The organism is Anaerolineae bacterium, assembly GCA_014360855.1.
Classification (GTDB): Bacteria; Chloroflexota; Anaerolineae; order JACIWP01; family JACIWP01; genus JACIWP01.
Genome location: JACIWP010000192.1, coordinates 1 through 6,063 on the forward strand (window position 1 = coordinate 1; position 6,063 = coordinate 6,063).

The window sequence follows — 6,063 nt, forward strand, 5'->3', positions numbered from 1 at the left end:
CTCCTTTGTGCTATACTGATAATAGCTAACCGGAGCATATATATCCAGGAGGCCCATGATGCCGAAGGTGCCGGCCTTTCTGTTAAAGAAGCTGTACGTGAAGGACAGCCTGCGCGCGACCGAGGATGGTTTCTCGCTGACCATCAAGAACACGCTGGCGCCGGGGACCATCACCCATGTGCGGGCGGTAGTGTTAGATGGGCAGGAGATTGCGGCGGAGCGGATCGCCATTGGCCGGGGAGAGAATCAGCGGCCGGCGGTGCGCATCACGCCGCAGACGCCGTTCATCTTCAATTTAAATGAGGAAGCCCAGGTCTGGGTGAAGGGGACGCGGCTGACGGCTGGCCGGCATCAACTGCTGGTGAAGGTGACCACGAAAGAGGTAGGGGACCTGGATATCCCGGTCGAAGACGAGTACCGCGAGTAGGGCGGGTGGGATTCGAACCCACACGGACTCGCGTCCAGCGGATTTTAAGTCCGCTGCGTCTGCCATTCCGCCACCGCCCCAGCTTCCGGTCATTATTCTACACGTTCAATAGCGAAAGTCAAGTGCCGGCGCCGAGCCTCCCAAACCCTCCGCCCCCTCCCGCTACTTACCAATCCCGCACGCCTTCTGGCGTTACTATGCGCCTTGGCCGGCCGCAAGGCCCATTTGCCCGGCTCGCCGGCCCGTGTTATACTATGCCCACCTCATCAAATGGCCATCTCAAGGAAAGGGACGGAGCTCCACCGCTCCCATTCCGGAATGACAAAGGGGGTAGGCGATGAAAATCCTGGCAACGCGACCGGAGCGCTGTACGGGCTGCGGGGCGTGCGAGATCGAATGTGCTCGCACCTGGTTCAAAGTGGATGACAAGGAAAAGTCCCGCATCCGCATCTTCCCGCCGGCCAAAGAGGGCCAACCCTTCCGCATCGTGGTCTGCAATCAGAACGGCGCCTGCATCGACGTCTGTCCCACCGTGGCGCTGAAACGCGCCAAAAACGGCGTCGTCCAGCTCAACAAATCCCTATGCGTGGGCTGTCTCTCCTGCGTGGGCTTCTGCCCCAATCAGGCCATGTTCTATCATCCCGACTACACCGAACCCTTCAAGTGCGTGGCCTGTGGAAAATGCGTGGACGTGTGCCCGGAAGAGGCGTTGTACATCGCCGAGGTCGCGGAGACGCCGGCTTCGGTGACCGATATCTGGCTGCAGAAGGAGGCGGTCTAAATGTCCCACCACATCGCGGAAATGAAAGCGGCGCATCGCCTGCTGGCGGAATTCACCTATGAGAAGTATCCGGTCCAGCGCGGCTACACCAACCGCACCCTCTATATCAACCTTTCCGACAACACCATCGCCAGCAAGCCGGTCAGCGAGGAAATGAAGGAGAAGTTCACCGGCGGCAAGGGCTTCGGCCTCTGGCTGTTGTGGCACGGCATCCGGGATACCACCAAATGGAACGATCCCGAGAATGAGATCGTCATCTCCACCGGACCCATCGGCGGCATCACCACCTACCCTGGCACGGGCAAGTCGCTGGTGGTCAGCCTCTCTCCGCTGACCGACTCGGTCATGGACAGCAACGTCGGCGGCTACTTCGGGCCGTATCTCAAGTTCGCCGGCTGGGATGCCATCGAGATCCAGGGCAAGGCGGAAAAGGACGTCATCATCTTCATTGACGGCGACACTGGCCGCATCACCATCGAAGAGGCGCCGCTGGAACCGGTGGATACCCATCTGCTGACCGACATCCTGGTGCAGATGTACGGCGGCGACGACCATCACGCCCGCCGCGCCATCTCCACGGTGACCGCCGGCTCCGGCGCGCAGCACACCCGCTTCGGCTGTCTCAACTTTAGCTGGTATGACCTGCGCCGGCGGGCGGCGCGCGTCAAACAGGCCGGCCGCGGCGGCATCGGTACCGTCTTCCGCGATAAACGCATCAAGGCCCTGGTGGTCAAGTTCTCCGACCTCAAGGCCGATTCCAACGGGCCGGCGGACCTGGGCCGGCTCCAGCGCGTCGGCGCCAAGATGCATAAAGAAATCCACGACTACGACGACCAGCAGTGCGGCATGCGCCGGCACGGCACCTCCTATCTGGTCGGCATCATGAACGACTACGACCTGCTCCCCGTGCACAACTTCCGCTACGGCTCCCACCCCGACGGCCACAAGATCGACGTGAAAGTCTGGGACGCGCGCTTCACCCAGGGCGTGCCCGACGGCTGTTGGTACGGATGCACCCTCTCCTGCTCGCACGCGGTGGACGGCTTCGTACTGCGCACCGGGCCGTATAAAGGGCAAAAGGTCATCGTGGATGGGCCGGAGTATGAGAATGCCGCCGGCCTGGGCGCCAACTGCGGCATCTTCGACCCGGACTATATCATTGAGGCCAATTTCTACTGCGACACCTATGCCCTCGATACCATTTCCGTGGGTACCGCCATGGCCTTCGCCATGGAATGTTACGAGATGGGCCTCATCGACAAGCGGGCCACTGGTGGGCTGGATTTCCGCTTCGGCAACGCCGAGGCGGCCATCGAGGCCATCCATCAGATGGGGCGCGGCGAGGGCTTCGGTGCCATCATCGGCCAGGGCGTGCGCCGCATGAAAAAGATCTTCGCCGAGCAGTACGGCGCCGACCCCAAAATCCTCCAGGACATCGGCATGGAGGCCAAAGGGCTGGAGTTCTCCGAGTATATGCCGAAGGAGTCGCTGGCCCAGCAGGGCGGCTATGGCCTGGCCTCCAAAGGTCCTCAGCACGACGAGGCCTGGCTCATCTTCATGGACATGGTGAACAATCAGATACCCACCATGGAGGATAAGGCTGAGGCCCTGCACTATTTCCCCATCTGGCGCACCTGGTTCGGCCTGTGCGGCCTGTGCAAACTGCCGTGGAACGACATCGTCCCGCCCGATAACGCCCTGACGGACGAGCCGGCCAAAATCCCCGAGCACGTCCGCAACTACGTCGAAATCTTCTCCGCCGTCACCGGCCGGGAGGTCACGTCCGAGGATCTACTGCTGATGTCCGAGCGCGTCTATAACTTCCAGCGCGTCTTCAATCTGCGCATGGGCTTCGGCACCCGCGAGCACGACAAAATCCCCTACCGGGCACAGGGTCCAGTCACCGTGGAGGAGTACGAGTCGCGCGCCGAACGCTACGACAAGCAGTTGAAGGCGCTGGGCTATGATGTCGAGAAGATGAGCACGCCGGAAAAGGTGGCCGCCCTGCGGGCCCATCGCGAATCGCAGTATGAGAAGCTGGTGGATGCGGTCTATGCCCGCCGCGGCTGGACGAAGAACGGCGTGCCGAAGGTGGAGACGCTCCAGCGCCTGGGCATTGACTATCCTGACGTGGTGGAGATCGTGCGCCGCGCAGGTGGATGAGGTGTCCATGACTTCATCAGCCGGCCAGGAGCCTGCCGTCGTGCGCGTCAACGACAACCTTGAGCTCCCCTGGTCACCGGGGATGACGGTGCGCGACCTTCTGCGCCAGTGCCGCTTCACCTACTCCCTGATCACCGTCACGGTAAACGGACAGGTGATCCGCCGGGAAGAGTATGATACCTACCCGATCCCGCCGGGGGCGGAGGTGCGCGTCATCCACCTTATCGCCGGCGGATAAGACGGCTTCCCACGCCGGCCAGGCACCCACAGGCCTGGCCGGCGCATTTCCCCCCTCACCCCTGTCACAAACCGACCACGCCGCGGTGTTGAATAAGTGGAAACGAGGCGCGAGGATGATAACGTGAGCCTGGAGCCTTTGCCAGCGCCCGGCGCTCCCTGGGACGAGGACGTCTTCGAGGGGATTTTCCGGCGCTGTTTCGCCGAGATATACCGCTATGTATACCGCGTTGTGGGCTCCGGGCCGGCGGCAGAGGACCTGGCGCAGGAAACCTTCCTGCGGCTGTATCAACAGCGCTTCCCACCAGGACGTGAACACAACGTGCGCGCCTGGCTGTACCGCGTAGCCACCCATCTGGCCTTCAACTGGGTGCGGGAAGCCAACCGGCGCAAGCGCCGCGACCAGCGTTTCGTTGCCGAGCAGGCCGGCACCCGGTCCGAAATGGACCCGCAGGAGTATGTGGAGCGCCGCGCGGAGCAGGAGCTTGTCCGGAAAGCGCTTGTATGCCTGAAGCCGGCGCACGCACAGGCCCTGTTACTGCGCCACGCCGGCCTGAGCTATCGGGAGATCGCGGATGTGCTGGGCCTCGCGCCGGGTTCGGTGGGAACGACCCTGGCACGGGCGGCGGAGGCTTTCGAGAAGGCGTATGCACGACTTCGGATGCAGGAGGAAAGGAGAGAGGAGCATGAAGGAACGCGAGAGGCGTGAACCCCTGGATGAGCGGCGTATCATGGCGCGGCTGGACGTGCTGAACCCCCGGCCGGCCGAGGAACCGGATGTGTCGGGCGCATGGCAGGAGATGCGCCGCCGATTGACGAACGAGCCTGGGGGGAAATATAATTCGATCGTGAGGAGGTGGAGGGTGAACCGCGGTTTCACTCCATCGCGATGGTGGATGCCGGCGCTCGCCGGCGTCATGGTGATCGTCCTGCTGGGTGTGCTGTTCAGCTTCGCTTCCGTGCGCCAGGCGGCGGCCGACTTTCTGAACATCTTCCGGGTGCAGAAAATCACCGCCATCCCCATTTCGCCGGAGCAATGGACCGCCCAGGAGGGGAAGCTGGAGAACCTGGCGCAGATGATGGAGCAGGGCCTCCTGGGCGAACCGACTATCCTGCGCGAAGGGGGCGCCCCACAGCGGGTTGTCAATGCGGAGGAGGCATCCGACCTGGCCGGCTTCCGCGTGCTGGTGCCCAGCTATGTGCCCAACGGCTCGACCCTGAAGGAATTCAGCGTGTCGGTGGGGCCGGCCATCCGCTATGAGGTGGAGCGTGCCAAGGCCCAGAGCGCGCTGGAACTGCTGGGGGTCGCCGACGTTTCCCTGCCGGAGGTGGAGAAACTGGTTATCGAGGCGGATATCCCTGTCGTCGTTCTCCAGGAATACCGCCTGCCGGCGGAGGGCGGCACCGAAACGCGCTTCGCTGTCTACCAGGCCCGCAACCCCACCGCCACGGTGGAGCCGGCGGTGGACCTGACGGTATTCGGCGAGGCGGCCCTGCGAGCCCTGGGCGTGCCGGCCGAAGAGGCCCGCCGTCTGGCCGGCACTATTGACTGGACCAGCACTCTGGTCATCCCCGTGCCGACCAACCTGGCCGAATTCCGGGAGGTGTCAGTGAACGGTACCGCCGGCATCATGCTGACAGAGGCAGCACAGCAGGCCGGCGAACCCATGCGCTCCCTGCTGTGGCAAAAGGACAATGTGATGTACATGATAGCCGGCCGCTTGCGAGGGTCTGAGCTACTGCATATCGCCGAATCCCTTCGCTGAAGGCCCTTCGGTATGTGGGTCATTGAGACCATCTCTCTGCGTAAGGAATACGGGCGCACCGTGGCAGTGGCGGATCTGAATCTGCAGGTCCGCCAGGGCGAGGTGTTTGGCTTTCTGGGCGCCAACGGCGCCGGCAAGACCACCACTGTCAAAATGCTGTTGGGCCTGGTCCGGCCAAGCGCCGGCCAGGCCTTTGTCCTGGGCCGCCGGCCGGGAGACCCGACCGCCATGGCCCATATCGGCTTCCTGCCGGAACACTTCCGCTTCCACCCCTGGCTCACCGCCGCGGACTTCCTGGACTATCATGGGCGTTTGTACGGCATGCCGGCGGAAGAACGCCGCCGGCGCATCCCCGCACTGCTTGAGCGAGTGGGGCTGGCCGGCTGGGAGCGCACACGGCTGGCCAAATTCTCCAAAGGCATGCTCCAGCGCATCGGGTTGGCGCAGGCCCTGCTCAATCATCCCCAGGTCGTCTTCCTGGACGAACCGACCTCCGGGCTGGACCCGTTGGGCCGGCGGGAAGTCCGGGATCTGATCCGCGAACTGCGGGATGCCGGCGTGACTGTCTTCCTGAACTCCCATATGCTGGGTGAGGTGGAGGCGGTCTGTGACCGCGTGGGCATCATCCGCCAGGGGGAGCTGGTACGCGTCGGTACGTTGGAGGAACTGGCCGGCGGGACCCTGCAGGT

At 63.5% G+C, this 6,063-nt stretch carries 7 protein-coding genes and 1 tRNA gene; 7 read left to right on the forward strand and 1 reads right to left on the reverse strand.

Annotation, left to right across the window (positions count from 1 at the left end):
- Window positions 1–58: 58 nt before the first annotated feature.
- Entirely contained in the window at window positions 59–427 is a 369-nt protein-coding gene (locus H5T60_10545; protein MBC7242870.1) for a hypothetical protein, read from the forward strand.
- Here the strand turns inward: H5T60_10545 and H5T60_10550 are convergent.
- Window positions 425–507: transfer RNA gene (locus tag H5T60_10550), tRNA-Leu, on the reverse strand. The two genes, H5T60_10545 and H5T60_10550, sit on opposite strands and share 3 nt — an antisense overlap.
- 257 nt (window positions 508–764) lie before the next feature.
- Between H5T60_10550 and H5T60_10555 the strand changes: the two genes are divergently transcribed.
- From H5T60_10555 to H5T60_10580, 6 genes are all read left to right on the forward strand, one after another.
- Entirely contained in the window at window positions 765–1,208 is a 444-nt protein-coding gene (locus H5T60_10555) for a 4Fe-4S binding protein (GenBank protein ID MBC7242871.1), read from the forward strand.
- Window positions 1,209–3,371, forward strand: coding sequence for an aldehyde:ferredoxin oxidoreductase (locus H5T60_10560; protein ID MBC7242872.1), 2,163 nt, complete (start codon window positions 1,209–1,211; stop codon window positions 3,369–3,371).
- 7 nt (window positions 3,372–3,378) lie between these two features.
- Window positions 3,379–3,609 carry a sulfur carrier protein ThiS gene (gene thiS, locus H5T60_10565; protein MBC7242873.1) on the forward strand — a complete coding sequence of 77 codons (231 nt, stop codon included), beginning with the start codon at window positions 3,379–3,381 and terminating at the stop codon, window positions 3,607–3,609.
- Window positions 3,610–3,732: 123 nt separating this feature from the next.
- Window positions 3,733–4,317: a sigma-70 family RNA polymerase sigma factor gene (locus H5T60_10570; protein MBC7242874.1), complete on the forward strand. Its 585-nt coding sequence runs from the start codon at window positions 3,733–3,735 to the stop codon at window positions 4,315–4,317.
- A complete protein-coding gene (locus tag H5T60_10575; GenBank protein MBC7242875.1) occupies window positions 4,295–5,374 on the forward strand; it encodes a DUF4367 domain-containing protein in 1,080 nt (359 codons plus the stop codon). Before H5T60_10570 ends, H5T60_10575 begins: the two co-directional genes overlap by 23 nt.
- A 12-nt stretch (window positions 5,375–5,386) precedes the next feature.
- The coding region (locus H5T60_10580) for an ABC transporter ATP-binding protein (protein ID MBC7242876.1) at window positions 5,387–6,063 on the forward strand (677 nt) is incomplete at its 3' end.